The 13,159-nt window shown below is 60.7% G+C and carries 13 protein-coding genes; 2 read left to right on the top strand and 11 right to left on the bottom strand.

Annotated elements, in window-relative coordinates; translation table 11 throughout:
- The 6 genes from ROS217_RS07300 to eutB all read right to left on the bottom strand — a co-directional run.
- Positions 1 to 739, bottom strand: a 739-nt coding sequence (locus tag ROS217_RS07300; protein ID WP_009817057.1) for an ABC transporter ATP-binding protein, incomplete at its 3' end; no start/stop codon positions are given.
- Between the two features lie 230 nt (positions 740 to 969).
- Positions 970 to 2,340: an aspartate aminotransferase family protein gene (locus ROS217_RS07295; protein WP_009817056.1), complete on the bottom strand. Its 1,371-nt coding sequence runs from the start codon at positions 2,338 to 2,340 to the stop codon at positions 970 to 972.
- A 66-nt stretch (positions 2,341 to 2,406) separates the two neighbouring features.
- A complete protein-coding gene (locus ROS217_RS07290; RefSeq protein WP_009817055.1) occupies positions 2,407 to 3,882 on the bottom strand; it encodes an NAD-dependent succinate-semialdehyde dehydrogenase in 1,476 nt (491 codons plus the stop codon).
- Between the two features lie 110 nt (positions 3,883 to 3,992).
- Positions 3,993 to 4,466 carry an Lrp/AsnC family transcriptional regulator gene (locus tag ROS217_RS07285; protein ID WP_009817054.1) on the bottom strand — a complete coding sequence of 158 codons (474 nt, stop codon included), beginning with the start codon at positions 4,464 to 4,466 and terminating at the stop codon, positions 3,993 to 3,995.
- Positions 4,463 to 5,452 (bottom strand): cyclodeaminase, encoded by a 990-nt coding sequence (locus ROS217_RS07280; protein WP_009817053.1) that lies wholly within the window; start codon positions 5,450 to 5,452, stop codon positions 4,463 to 4,465. Before ROS217_RS07280 ends, ROS217_RS07285 begins: the two co-directional genes overlap by 4 nt.
- On the bottom strand, positions 5,442 to 6,443 hold the full coding sequence (gene eutB / locus ROS217_RS07275) for a hydroxyectoine utilization dehydratase EutB (RefSeq protein ID WP_009817052.1): 1,002 nt from the start codon (positions 6,441 to 6,443) through the stop codon (positions 5,442 to 5,444). Before eutB ends, ROS217_RS07280 begins: the two co-directional genes overlap by 11 nt.
- A 167-nt stretch (positions 6,444 to 6,610) precedes the next feature.
- Between eutB and doeA the strand changes: the two genes are divergently transcribed.
- On the top strand, positions 6,611 to 7,795 hold the full coding sequence (gene doeA / locus ROS217_RS07270) for an ectoine hydrolase DoeA (RefSeq protein WP_009817051.1): 1,185 nt from the start codon (positions 6,611 to 6,613) through the stop codon (positions 7,793 to 7,795).
- A gap of 45 nt (positions 7,796 to 7,840) precedes the next feature.
- Here doeA and ROS217_RS07265 read toward each other — a convergent pair whose 3' ends face one another.
- Both ROS217_RS07265 and ROS217_RS07260 read right to left on the bottom strand, forming a co-directional pair.
- Entirely contained in the window at positions 7,841 to 8,788 is a 948-nt protein-coding gene (locus tag ROS217_RS07265; protein WP_009817050.1) for an MBL fold metallo-hydrolase, read from the bottom strand.
- 1 nt (position 8,789) lies between these two features.
- Positions 8,790 to 9,704 (bottom strand): MBL fold metallo-hydrolase, encoded by a 915-nt coding sequence (locus tag ROS217_RS07260; RefSeq protein WP_009817049.1) that lies wholly within the window; start codon positions 9,702 to 9,704, stop codon positions 8,790 to 8,792.
- A 158-nt stretch (positions 9,705 to 9,862) separates the two neighbouring features.
- Here ROS217_RS07260 and ROS217_RS07255 point away from each other — a divergent pair, with 158 nt between their 5' ends.
- On the top strand, positions 9,863 to 10,732 hold the full coding sequence (locus tag ROS217_RS07255; RefSeq protein ID WP_009817048.1) for a helix-turn-helix transcriptional regulator: 870 nt from the start codon (positions 9,863 to 9,865) through the stop codon (positions 10,730 to 10,732).
- A gap of 65 nt (positions 10,733 to 10,797) precedes the next feature.
- Here the strand turns inward: ROS217_RS07255 and ROS217_RS07250 are convergent, their stop codons facing one another.
- Genes ROS217_RS07250 through ROS217_RS07240 form a run of 3 tightly spaced genes read right to left on the bottom strand, consistent with a single transcriptional unit; the run spans position 10,798 to position 13,121 of the window.
- Positions 10,798 to 11,625 (bottom strand): extracellular solute-binding protein, encoded by an 828-nt coding sequence (locus ROS217_RS07250; protein WP_009817047.1) that lies wholly within the window; start codon positions 11,623 to 11,625, stop codon positions 10,798 to 10,800.
- 25 nt (positions 11,626 to 11,650) lie between these two features.
- A complete protein-coding gene (locus tag ROS217_RS07245; protein ID WP_254656387.1) occupies positions 11,651 to 12,406 on the bottom strand; it encodes an ATP-binding cassette domain-containing protein in 756 nt (251 codons plus the stop codon).
- A 7-nt stretch (positions 12,407 to 12,413) separates the two neighbouring features.
- On the bottom strand, positions 12,414 to 13,121 hold the full coding sequence (locus ROS217_RS07240) for an ABC transporter permease (protein ID WP_083781520.1): 708 nt from the start codon (positions 13,119 to 13,121) through the stop codon (positions 12,414 to 12,416).
- Positions 13,122 to 13,159: the final 38 nt, after the last annotated feature.

The following is a 13,159-nucleotide window of genomic DNA, read 5'->3' as shown; positions in this document are numbered from 1 at the left end:
TGTTGTTCTCGCCAATGAACTGCGCAACAAAGCTGTTTTGCGGGCTCTCGTAGAGCTGATCCGGCGGTGCGATCTGTTGAATGCGGCCATCGTTGAATACTGCAACGCGGTCCGACATGGTCAGCGCCTCGGTTTGGTCATGGGTCACATAAACCGTCGTGATTCCCAGACTATGCGCCAGATGGGTGATCTCGAACTGCATCTTTTCGCGCAATTGCTTGTCGAGCGCGCCCAAGGGCTCATCCATCAAAACCAATTCCGGCTCGAACACCAGCGCGCGTGCAAGGGCAACCCGCTGTTGCTGCCCACCCGAAAGTTGCGCAGGGCGACGACCGCCAAAGGCCCCCATCTCGACCATTTCGAGCGCACGCTTGACCTTGGCCTCGCGGTCGGATTTGCCGATCTTGCGCACCTCAAGCGGAAAGCTGAGATTCTCGGCAATCGTCATATGGGGAAAGAGGGCGTAGTTCTGGAACACCATGCCGATGCCGCGTTTATGTGGCGGGATGTTGTTGATGCTGATGCCATCGAGCTTGATCTCACCATGCGTGGCGGTTTCAAATCCGGCCAGCATCATAAGGCAGGTCGTTTTGCCCGACCCGGACGGCCCCAGCATGGTCAAGAACTCGCCCTTGGGCATGCTCAGGTTCAGATCTTTGACAACCAGAGTTTCGCCGTCGTAGCTCTTTTGAACACGTTCAAACGCAACGAACGCATCGTTGTTCCCGGTATCTGCCAAGGTCGGCTCCCTATCTTTTTTATCGTCGCGGGCGTTTGCCCCGCGTTCGGGGAAAACTAAAACGTCAATGGCCTAATCATGCAAGCGGATTGCGGCACTTTTTTCCCGAATCCGACGCGCGCAGGTCAAATCGCCTGCAAGTCAAGCAAGATAAGTCAAATTTCCTGCAAATCGCCGGGGCACGCTCCGCTTTAACGCGAGCCTCGGCAAAGGTTTTATAGCGTATTGGCCTATCCCAAGACTGATTTCACGGCTTTTGTAGTTTTGTGAATCACCTCGTCCGCTTCGGATTGCGTGAGACAGAAGGGCGGAGCGAAGCCCAGAATGTCCCCCTGCGGCATGGCCCTCGCGATAACACCTGAGGCCGCCAGCGCGGCGGAAATCTGTGGGCCCACCTTGTCGGCGGCATCAAAGAATTCCCGATTGTCGCGATCCTTGACGAATTCCACGGCACAGAGCATCCCCTCGCCCCGGACCTCGCCCACATGCGCATGCGCGACCAGCGCCTCGGCCAGGCCACGATTGAGATAGCCGCCCACATCGCGGTTATTGGCGATCAGGTTCAGATCATCGAGCAGCTTGAGGTTGGCCACCCCCGCCGCCGCCCCGATGGGATGCGCCGAATAGGTCCAGCCATGGCCGATGGGGCCATTTTCGTCCGTGCCCTGCTCCAACACCGTCCACATGCGGTCGCTGACGATGCTGCCCGAGAGCGGCGCATAGGCGCTTGTGAGGCCTTTGGCGATGGTGATCAGATCCGGCGTCATTCCATAATGATCCGAACCGAACATGGTGCCCAGACGACCAAAGCCCGTCACGACCTCATCGGCAATCAACAGGATGTCATGCTTTTTCAGCACCTCTTGAATGGCCACCCAATAGCCGGCGGGCGGTGGCACGATGCCCCCGGTGCCCAGCACCGGCTCGCCGATGAAGGCGGCAATGGTATCCGCACCTTCGCGCTCGATCAGCGCCTCCAGTTCTGCGGCGCAATGCGCCGAGAACTGCTCCTCGGTCTGATCCAGATTGGCGCGGCGGAAATAATAGGGGGCGTCGGTATGGACAACCTGCGCCAACGGCAGGTCGAATTTCTTGTGAAAGAGCTCCAACCCGGTGAGCGAACCGGTCATCAGTCCTGAACCGTGATAGCCGCGCCAACGGCTGATGATCTTCTTCTTTTCAGGTCGTCCAAGGATGTTGTTGTAATACCAGATCAGCTTGATGTTGGTCTCATTGGCGTCAGAGCCCGACATCCCGAAATAGACCTTGCTCATCCCCTTGGGCGCCCGGTCCATGATCATTTTCGACAGGGTGATCGACGCCTCTGTGCCATGCCCGACATAGGCGTGGTAATAGGCCAGTTCGCGCGCTTGGGTGGCAATCGCCTCGGCAATCTCTTGGCGGCCATAGCCGACGTTGACGCAATATAGCCCTGCGAAGGCATCGAGAAAGCGATTGCCGTCACGATCCTCGATATGACAGCCCTGCCCGCCTTTGATCACCCGGTTCGGCGCCTCACCGCGCGCGAATTGCGCCAGATGCGTGGAAGGGTGAAAAAAGTTATCGCGATCCCATTGATCGAGTTGGTCGTTGCGCAGCATCGTGTTTCCTTTCTTCGGGGGCACACCCCCAGCTTCATCGTTCCAAAAATACTCGAATCCCGACCTTCACGCCCAATCGCGGCAGACATATTTGATCTCCATGAATTCCTCCATGCCGCGCCGCGCCCCTTCGCGGCCCAGACCCGATTGCTTGACCCCGCCAAAGGGAATCGGTGCGCCGGTCACCTTGGTGCGGTTGACCGCGACCATGCCGAATTGCAGCGCCCGCGTCATCCGGTAGATGCGACGCGGATCATGGCAATGCAGATAGGCGATGAGACCGTATTCCGTGGCATTGGCACGGGCCACCACCTCTTCTTCGGTGTCAAAGGGCGTGATTGCCGCCACCGGGCCAAAGGTCTCGTCGCGCATGATCGCTGCGTCATCGGGCACATCAATCAGAACCGTAGGTTGATAAAAAAGCGGCCCAAGGTCGTCGCGTTGACCGCCGCAGGCGAGCGTTGCGCCATGGGTCAGCGCATCGGATACATGCTCTTCCTGCTTTCTGACCGCGTTCTCGTTCATCAACGGCCCGATATCGGGATCATCCATGCCGCGCCCGAGGGTCAGTTTCTGCGTCTCTTCGACAAAGCGACGGCAAAAAGCGTCATAGACAGGCCGCTCCACGTAAATCCGGTTCGCGCCCAGACAATCCTGTCCCGAGGTGGCGAATTTCGCCTTGATCGATTCCGTCACTGCCGTTTCCAGATCGGCATTCTTGAACACAATCACCGGCGCGTGGCCGCCCAGTTCCAGCACCAGTTTCTTGACCGTCCCGGCGCATTGGCGATAGAGCAACTGCCCGATATTGGTGGAGCCGGTGAAGCTCAGGACGCGCACGCGGGCGTCTTGCGTCCAGGGTTCCACCACCGTCGCCGCACGTCCCGTCACCACATTGAACACACCCGCCGGGATGCCCGCGCGCTCGGCCAGTTCCGCCAAGGCCAGTGCCGAATAGGGTGTCTCACCGCTTGGGTGCGCAACGACCGTGCAACCGGCCGCCATCGCCGCCGCCGCCTTGCGCGTGAGCATCGCTGCGGGGAAATTCCACGGGGTGATCAGGGCCGCCACGCCCACCGGCTCCAACCACAATTCCACCTCGGCATCGGGCAGATGGCTTGTGACCCCCTCGATATTGGGGCGTTTGGCCTCTTCGGCGTAGTATTCCACGAAACTCGCCGCATAACTGATCTCGCCGCGCGCCTCACTGAGGGGTTTGCCCTGTTCCAGCACCATGATCCGCGCGAGGTCTTCGCGATGCTCGATCATCAGATCGAACCACCGCCGTAGCAGCACAGAGCGGTCTTGCGGCAGGGTCAGAGACCACATTTGAAACGCCGCCTCCGCCGCATCCACCGCCGCATGTGCCTGATCTGCACTGAGGCTCGCCACATCGCCCAGCGCACGGCCATCGGCGGGATTGGTGACGGGAAGCGTTGCAGTGTGGTCACCGCCCACCCATTTGCCATTCACATAGGCAAAGCTGCGCACGAGGCGTGTGTCGGTGATCCCGTTGCGGGTCCAGATGGCTGAGTCGGACATGAAGGCGCTCCTTTTGCGCCAAAGAATGTCCTGTGATTGCCACCGTGTGTGGCTGAAGTTTCACAAGTTTGCAGATTATTCGTCTGCGGAACCGCCAAAGCGTAGATGTTTCATTCGAAAAATATCTCGAGCGGTGGCAGGCGCGGGGATTTGACCGGCTTGGTCACAATATAGGTGAAATACCGTGCCAGTCCGATCCGGGCCTCCAGCATCTGATCAATCAGCCGCTGATAAGCGTCGATGTCGCGGGTCACGATCTGCATCAGATAGTCAAACCCGCCCCCCAACGCCCAACAGGCCGTCACCTCGCCATAGCGCTGCACACTGTCTTCAAAGGCGCGAAACGAGGCGGGCGTGTGATCCGCCAGTTCCACCGCAACAAAGACGGTCACATGCGACCCCAACTTCTTGAGAGCGATCCGGGCGTTATAGCCCTCGATCAGACCCGCCGCTTCGAGACGCTTCAAACGCTCCCAACACGGGCTGGCCGAAAGACCGACGCGCGCCGCCAGATCGGCCTTGGTGATGCGGCCCTCATCGGCCAGCACCCGCAGGATATCGAGATCGCGCGCATCCAGCTTCATGCAAGGATCACCGTGCCCACGTCACGTCCCTTGAGACGGTCCATCACATGGGTGGCAATCGCAGTATCCTGCACGCCTGTGCCGGTCAGATCGCAAATGGTGATTTCGGCATCGCTCTTGCGCCCGCGCGCCCGACCCCGGATCACATCCCCCAACTCGACCGGCGCGCCCTTGGTCCATATCCCGGCCTCGATCGCGCTGCGCAGCTCGCCCAGTTTTTCGACCTGCGTCGCACGGTCGGCGACGTAAAGGTCGGCCGTGATCAGGGCCTGCGGGTCAATCTCATTCTTGCCCGCCTGATCAGAGCCCATGGCGGTGATATGCAATTCGGGATGCAGCCATTTCGACTCGATCACCGGGGTTTGCGCCGGAGTCGTGGTGATCACCAACTGGCTCGCCAACACTACATCTGCGGGATTGTCCATCACGCGAATATCGCATTTGAGGTCCGCCAGATCGGCCGCGCAGGCGCGCGCGCGGTCACCATCACGCCCCCAGATGAGCAGCCGGTCATAGGGGCGCACCAACCGCGCCGCCCGCGCCTGGAGCCGTGCCTGAACGCCAGTGCCGATGATGCCCGCCGTATGAACCACCTCGGGGGCGAGATGCTGCGCCGCCACCGCTCCCGCAGCCGCCGTGCGCAGATCGGTCAGATAGCCATTGTCGAGAAACACCGCCTCGACCAGCCCGGTCTTGGCCGAAAAGAGGATCATCAACCCGTTGAGGCTGGGCAGACCCAGCTTGGGATTGTCGAAAAAACCCGGACTGACCTTGATTGCAAAGCCATCAAAGCCGGGAATATAGGCGGTTTTGACATCCACCTCGCCATGCACATCTGCCAAATCCATCGACATCACCGGCGGCATCACAACGCCGCCATCCGAGAGCGCGGCAAACGCCTGCTCGATCACCTTGACCGTCTCTCGGTCGAGCTTGATCGCTCCGCGCAACTCGGCCTCTGTCACGATCCTTATATCATGTGTCATATGGTTTGCCCTCAATCACCTTGTCGCCCAAAATCACGGTCTGCCCGGTTATCACCTTGGTAAAGAGCGCCATATCGAGATTGCGGCCCGTGATGATGGTGGCCGTTGGCCCTTTGGGCGCAACCTTGCCACTCAGCACCGCGGCAAGGCCCACGACGCAAGCCCCTTCTGCCACGATCCGATCCTCGTAATAGAGCACCTGCATCGCGTGATAAATCTCTTCTTCGCTCACGAGAATCACCTCGTCCAGCAACTCGCGGCACATGGCAAAGCTGAGACGGTTCGCCATGCCAATCCCACCGCCAAGGCTATCGGCAAGGCTTGGCACCTCTTCAACCTCAACGGGGTGACCTGCGCGGATGCTTTCATACATCGCGGCCCCCCGGTCCATGCTAATCCCAATCACGCGCAGGGTGGGTCTGATCGTCTTGGCGGCCAGCGCCACCCCCGCTGCAAGGCCCCCACCAGACAAGGGCACGAGGAGCGTTTCCAGATCCGGGCGCGCCGCTAGGATTTCCAGCCCGATGGTACCCTGACCTGCGATGACCAGCGGATCATCAAAGGGCGAGATTTCGGTCAACCCTTCCTCAGCAACCAGCCGCTCGGCCTCGGCCTGGGCAGCATCCTGACTGCGTCCAATGATCCGCACCTCCGCCCCCAGCGCGCGGATGCCATCCACCTTGGCCTGTGGCACCAGGTCCGACATACAGATCACCGCCCGCAAACCGCGTGCCCGCGCTGCATAGGCGACGCCGCGCCCATGGTTGCCAGTCGAGCAACAGGTAACGCCCGCCGCATCCCGCGCACCCGCCACCGCATTGAGCGCGCCGCGCAGCTTGAAGGCGCCGATGGGTTGCATATTCTCCAGCTTGAGCAGGAAGTCAGCGCCCAAAACGCCACTCATAAAGGGCGAGGGCACCAGCGGCGTGTGATCCGCCACACCGGTAATCACCTGTGCCGCAGCAAGAATATCGGCCAGAACAGGCTGCATTGTTTTCTCCCATCAGCTGATCGCGCGCAGCTTGCGTTGGGGCAAGCCTAGCGTCAACTCTGCGGCACGAGATGGTCTGAAAACGACAAAACGGGGCGCATTTCTTGGGGCAAGCCCAAGACAAACCCCCAAGTATGACCGGGACATTCTAGATACGGACCCCCGACATGATTGAAAAAGACCTGCCCTTCTCGGCTCAGGAGTATCAGCGCCGGTTGGAAAAAACCCGCGCCGCCATGGCCCGGCTTGACCTTGACGCGCTCTTTGTCACCGACCCGTCAAACCAGCATTGGCTGACCGGCTATGACGGCTGGTCCTTCTATGTGCATCAGGGCGTGCTGGTCTTTCCAGAGGCCGACCCGATCTGGTGGGGCCGCAATCAGGATGCCAATGGCGGCGTGCGCACCGTCTGGATGACAGATGACCGGGTGATCGGCTATGCCGACAATTTCGTGCAATCGACCGAACGCCATCCTATGCAGGATCTGGCGGAGCGATTGAAGGGGATGGGTCTTGCCGACAAACGCATTGGTGTGGAAATGGACAATTACTATTTCTCCGCCAAGGCGATGCAGACCCTGCGCGAGGAATTGCCCGACGCGACCTTTCTCGACGCAACCGCGCTGGTGAACTGGCAACGGACGGTGAAATCCGAGGAAGAGCTTGGCTTTATGCGCAAGGCTGCGCTCATTTCGGAAAAGATCACCGATGGGCTGATGGAGCGGGTCGAACCGGGCATCCCAAAGAACGAGATCGTGGCCGAGATTTTCCGTGATGCCATCCGTGGGGTCGAGGGCGCTTGGGGTGATTATCCGGCCATCGTGCCGCTCTTGCCGTCAGGGTCAGACGCCGCCGCGCCGCATCTGACGTGGAATGGGCGCGAGTTTGCCACGGGAGAGGCGACATTCTTTGAAATCTCGGGCTGTTACCGCCGCTATCACGCGCCCTTCTGCCGCACGCTGTTTCTGGGCAAGCCGCCGCAGTTCCTGCTTGATGCTGAGAAGGCGCTGATCGAGGGGCTGGAGGCAGGGCTAGAGGCCGCAAAGGCAGGCAACCGCGCCTGTGACATCGCCAATGCTTTGGCCGCCCCGTTGGAGCGTGCTGGCATTGAACGTGGCGCGCGCTGTGGCTATCCCATCGGTCTGAGCTATCCGCCCGATTGGGGCGAGCGCACGATTTCCCTGCGGTCCGAGGATGAAACCGTGCTGGAGCCGGGAATGACATTCCATTTCATGCCGGGGCTCTGGATGTCCGACTGGGGTCTGGAAATCACCGAATCCATCCTGATCAAGGACACGGGCCCGGCAGAAACCTTCTGCAACCGCCCGCGCAAGATGTTCGTCAAGGACTGAGCATGAAGGCCCCCACAGGCGATGTGGGGGCCGTTTGCTAATGCGCTATTCCCATTCCATCTGTTCATAGACCCGGCCCGCATTCTTGGTGGCCAACTCTTCGAACGTATCAAGATGGGTATAGGCGGATTGGTCGACGTAATACGCCCCGGCTAGGTCGCCGCCCGAATCGATATGCGCCCGGATCTGGGCGCGCAGATGTTCCAGATAGCCTTTGGTATAGCGGCGCACCTGATCCATGTTGGTGGGATGGCCGTGGCCGGGGATCACATAGCTGGCTTCCAGTGGTTCGAACGCGCTATCCCAAGTTTCCAGCCAATCCGCCGTGATCGTGTCGGGGAAAATCGGCAGCATGCGTTCGTGAAACGCCATGTCGCCCGAGATGACAAGTCTTTGATCTGGCAGCCAGACGACAATATCCCCCGCGCTATGGGCTGGTCCCAGATAGCGCGCCTCGATCCGGAAACCGCCCATCTCGACGAGATACGCGTCGCTGAATGTCTCTGTCGGCAGCACGACGCTTGTGCCTTCGGCCTGCTCCTTGGTCACACGCTGCGCCGTGTCCAGATCGCTGCCGCCGTGGTTCTCGAACTCGGCGGCGGCATCCTCATGCGCCACGATCGGCACGCCCTGTTCGGCCCAATAGGAATTGCCCAGCATGGCATGACCCTGACCGTTCTCATTAAAGACCAGCTTGACGGGTTGATCCGTGATCACCTTGATTTCAGCGTGCAGCGCCTTGGCCAGCCCATAGGACGCGCCGCCATTGATCACCACGACCCCGTCACCCGTGACAATAAAGCTGAGGTTATTGTTGTGCCCCGCATTCTCATAGGTCGGCGGGGCGGTGGCACCGATGGCGGACCAGACATGCGGGATCACTTCGACCGGCTTGGAATAGAGCAGCGATGCGGGATATTGGTCGGGGATATCCTCGCTCGCCGAGGCCAAGCCGGCGGCAGAGAGCAGAACGGCGAGAGTTGCGCGCCGCATCTCAGACCTCCGCCACGAAACGGTAGGCATCGCCATCGCGCTCTACCCGACCCAGACCGCCGTCTGGCAGGTGAAAGCCGACCATGGCCATCTGATCGGTCGCCAGTTGGTCCAAGAGCCGCGTGCGCGTGATAATGCCGGTTTCGGCATCCTGATCCGATCCGCTGGCCCAATCCGGCCGCGCAAAGGCCAGGTGACCGTTGCCAATGGCATCGCCCACCACCAGCGCCGCCTCGGTGCCTTGACGAACCTCAAACGCGATATGCCCCGGCGTGTGGCCGGGTGTGTCATGCGCGAGGATACCCGGCAGCACCTCTTGCCCGCCGCTGATGAACTCCATCTGATCCTCAATCGCCGCCAGCCGCCGCGCCGCGCCCACGGCAAAGCTGGCGCGCTCTGCGCCGATGCTCTCGACCGTGGCGGGATCGGTCCAATACTCCCATTCCGCCTGCCCGATCATATAGCTGGCATTGGCAAACACCGGATCGTCGAAATCATCCAGCACGCCCCAGAGGTGATCGGGGTGCGCATGGGTAAAGAGCACATGGGTGATGGCATCGGCGCTGACCCCAATGGTATCGAGCGCCTCGAGGATCTTGCCCGCTGTGGGCATGAAACCAGACCCGGACCCGGCATCAAAGAGCACCGTTCGGTCACCATCCTGCAACAGTGTCAGGTTGCAAGGCGGCTCTACCGTGTCACCGGTGATGCCGTACTGCGCCAGAACAGGGGCGGCATCGGCAGCGGGCAGGTTACCCAACAGAAACGCCATCGGCAGCACGAGATTGCCATCGCTGAGGGTGGTGATCTTAGCACTGCCCAATGTCAGTTCGGTCGCAGCAAAGCCGGGGCGCGGCAGGCCGACAAGCGTGGTGGCACCTATCGCAGCCAGGATTTGACGTCGCTTGAAATGCATGGTTTCGTCTTCCCTTATTTATTCGCATTTATGAATATGATGCTCCGGCAAGCGTCACAATACAAGACAAAACAAGGATGCGTTTGATGCTGATTTCCGCGCAGAGATGCGATAGGAACGCAGCATTGGAATTCCTTATGCATGATCGACACTCACTCATGGACAATGACATCCCCGCCTATCTGACAACCAAAGAGGTTGCTGACCTCTTGCGAGTCAAAGAGCGCAGAGTTTACGACATGGTCGCCACGGGCGAGATTCCGCATCGCAAGATCACCGGCAAGCTCTTGTTTCCACACAATGAACTGATGTGCTGGATTGAGGGTACTGGTGTCACGCTGCCGACAGAGCGGATGGCGCTCGTGACCGGTTCGCATGATCCGTTGCTCGATTGGGCTCTGCGCGAGAGTGGTGCGGGCCTTGCCACTCTTTGGAACGGAAGCCATGACGGGCTGGAGGTCTTTGCCGAGGGGCGCGCGGTTCTGACGGGGCTGCATATTCCGGGCGATACCGACTGGAACATTCCCGCCATAGAGGCGCGTGGGTTGCGCGATGCGGTGCTGATCGGCTGGGCCGAACGGATGCGCGGTCTGATTCTGACGCCCGCTGTGGCCGATCTGGTGCAGAGTTTTGGCGATCTGCGTGGTCGCCGTGTGATCCTGCGACAAGAGGGGGCAGGCACCACGACGCTGTTTGACCGAATGATGGCCGAGTCCGGATTAGTGCCCGGCGACATCCTGACGCCTGCCAGCCCCGCGCACACCGAGAGCGACGCCGCCGCCGCCGTAGCGGCGGGTGAGGCAGAGGCGACGTTGGGGATCGACTCAATGGCGCGGCAGTTTCGGTTGGTGTTCCGGCCCCTGGTGCAAGAGCGGTTCGATCTTTTGATCGACCGCCGCGCCTATTTCACTGAACCCGTGCAACGCCTTGTCGCCTTCATGCGGTCGGATACGATGATTGCCAAGGCGGCGGCGCTTGGAGGCTATGATCTGGGCGCACTCGGCACCGTTCGCTGGATTTCCGCCTGAGGCCGCGCCTCCCCAAGGAAATTTCAAACTTCCTTGGGGAGAGCTCTGTAGACTGCCGCGCAGGGTCAGCCGCCCGCGTTCGGGAAAAACAACTGCTGGCCGTCGATCTTGTAATCGGCGATGGCCTGTTGGCCGTCTTCCGACAGAACCCAGTCAATGAACGCTTGCCCGGCCTCGGCCTTGACGCCCGCATGCTTTTCCGGGTTCACGAGAATGATGCCATATTGGTTGAACAGGCGATCATCACCCTCGACCGAGATCTGGTAATCGCCCTTGTTGCCAAAGGATATCCACGTCGCGCGGTCGGTCAGCACATAGGCCCCCATCGCCGTGCCGGTGTTGAGCGTGGCCCCCATGCCGGAGCCAGTCTCGCGATACCACGCCCCAGATGCGGCGGCGGCATCGACGCCTGCGTCTTTCCACAGTTTCAATTCTGCCTTGTGGGTGCCGCTGTCATCCCCGCGCGAGGCAAAGGGTGCCTCGGTCTCTGCGACCTTGGTCAAGGCCGCCGTGATATCCTTGGTCCCGGCGATACCTGCCGGATCGGCGGGCGGCCCAACCAGGATGAAATCGTTGTACATCACATCCGACCGTTTCAGCCCGTGCCCATCGGCCACGAATTTTTCCTCGGATGCCTTGGCATGGACAAAGAGCACATCGCCATCGCCATTCTCGGCGTTCTTGATCGCCTGCCCGGTGCCTACGGCCACGACGCGCACCTCGATCCCGGTCTTGTCCTGAAAGATTGGCAGAATGTGGTCAAACAGACCGGAATTCTGCGTCGATGTGGTGGATTGCACCACGATGAACTGATCCTGCGCCTGCGCGGATCCAGCCAGGCCCAAGGCCAGTGCCGCACCGGCAGCAAGCGAAAAAAAATGACGTCTGAGCATGGAACACTCCCTGTTCGGTTGGATGTCAGAGGGTTGAGTTTGTGTAGAGCCGCCCTTCGGTCCAGGCGCGCGCGGCCTCGGAGCGGGGGTGGCGAAGGACTTGATCAAGCGGGCCGGTTTCGGCCACCTGCCCCGCGTGCAGAAAGATCACTTCATCTCCCATCCGACGCGCCTGACCCATATCATGGGTGACCATGACAATGGTCACACCCCGCGCATGGGCCGCGTCGATCAGAGACTCGATCATCTGCGTCGAGGCGGGATCGAGGCTGCTGGTGGGTTCATCAAGAAAAAGCAGGTGCGGCTGACCAATGAGCGCGCGTGCCAAGGCGAGGCGCTGCTGCTCTCCGCCAGAGAGAACGCGCGCAGGATGCCGCGCCAGATCGGTCAGCCCGGCCATATCGAGCGCGCGCCCCGCTTCTGTCGCCCGCTGCGCACCGCGCACGCCATGCATTGAGAGGGCGAAATTGAGATTGGCCAGCACCGACCGGCGCAGCATCACGGGACGCTGGAACACCATCGACTGCGCACGTCGCGCGGTGTGATCCGGGGTTGCCCCCCGCCACAAAACCTGCCCGGCAGAGGGTGGCAAAAGACCATGCAGAAGACGTAAAAGCAGGCTCTTGCCCGCGCCATTCGCCCCCATGATCAGAGTGCGCGACCCTTCGCGGATTGTCAGGGATACACCGTCAATGAGCCGCTTGCCTCCTGCCTCGAAAGACAGGTTACGCGCCTCGAGCAACGCAGCGCTTGTGGCGACCTGTGCCGGGATCATATCCATCACCGTATCACGCATAGGCCGCCCGCACCGCAGAGGCCCGGAGCGCCATGACCACCGCATTCACGATCACCGCGATGGAGAGCAACAGCACACCCAGCGCCAATGCCAGTTCCAGATTTCCTTTGGACGTCTCGAGCGCGATGGTGGTGGTCATCACGCGGGTCACATGATTGATATTGCCACCCACGATCAGCACCGCGCCGACCTCGGCCACCGCGCGGCCAAATCCCGCCAGTGCGACAGTCATCAGGCTATAGCGCGCATCCCAAAGCAAGGCGGCGATGCGGTCATAGGCGCGCAGGCCCATGGAGGCGAATTGCTCGGCATATTCGCCGTGCAGATCCTCGACCACCTGTTTCGTGAGTGCCGCGACGATGGGCGTCACAAGGATCGTCTGCGCGATGATCATTGCCAAGGGCGTGTAGAGCAATTGCAGGGGGCCAAGCGGGCCGGAGGCGGAAAGCATGAGGTAGACAAAGAGCCCAACCACCACCGGCGGCAGGCCCATCAGCGCATTGAGCAGGACCGTCAGAATGCCCCGCCCCGGAAAGCGGAATGCGCCGACCAAGGCGCCCAGGGGCAGTCCAATGAGACAGGACAAGAAAACAGCGGAAAGCGTCACCCGGAGCGACAGCGCAACGATCTCGCTCAGGTTCCGATCCCAATTGAGGATCAGGACAAAAGCCTCTGACATGATGTCGCCAAAGCTGAACACGTGCGATTTCTCCCCTTGTTGGGAAAAAAACCACAAAA

Origin of the sequence: Roseovarius sp. 217, from assembly GCF_000152845.1 — a bacterium.
Taxonomy (GTDB): domain Bacteria; phylum Pseudomonadota; class Alphaproteobacteria; order Rhodobacterales; family Rhodobacteraceae; genus Roseovarius.
Note: the sequence above shows the minus strand (reverse complement) of the source record. Positions and strands in the feature narration are given on the sequence as shown.